We start from the raw sequence: 618 nt of genomic DNA, 5'->3' as shown, positions 1-618 counted from the left end.
TGGAGTCGTCCTTGAAATACCACCCTTTAACGTTTGATGTTCTAACGAAGATTACGAAACGTGGTCTCGGACAGTGTCTGGTGGGTAGTTTGACTGGGGCGGTCTCCTCCCAAAGAGTAACGGAGGAGCACGAAGGTTTGCTAATGACGGTCGGACATCGTCAGGTTAGTGCAATGGTATAAGCAAGCTTAACTGCGAGACAGACAAGTCGAGCAGGTACGAAAGTAGGTCATAGTGATCCGGTGGTTCTGAATGGAAGGGCCATCGCTCAACGGATAAAAGGTACTCCGGGGATAACAGGCTGATACCGCCCAAGAGTTCATATCGACGGCGGTGTTTGGCACCTCGATGTCGGCTCATCACATCCTGGGGCTGAAGTAGGTCCCAAGGGTATGGCTGTTCGCCATTTAAAGTGGTACGCGAGCTGGGTTTAGAACGTCGTGAGACAGTTCGGTCCCTATCTGCCGTGGGCGTTGGAGAATTGATTGGGGCTGCTCCTAGTACGAGAGGACCGGAGTGGACGCACCACTGGTGTTCCGGTTGTGTCGCCAGACGCATTGCCGGGTAGCTAAGTGCGGAAGAGATAAGTGCTGAAAGCATCTAAGCACGAAACTTGCC

Annotated in this window: 1 rRNA gene; it reads left to right on the top strand. The window is 52.8% G+C overall.

The annotated features are described in order from the left end of the window. Positions 1–618: ribosomal RNA gene (locus tag HMPREF3020_RS05635) — 23S ribosomal RNA — on the top strand; the annotation flags it as partial.

Source organism: Haemophilus sp. HMSC068C11 (genome assembly GCF_001815355.1).
Lineage (GTDB): Bacteria > Pseudomonadota > Gammaproteobacteria > Enterobacterales > Pasteurellaceae > Haemophilus_D.
This window is presented reverse-complemented; position numbering and strand designations above follow the sequence as displayed.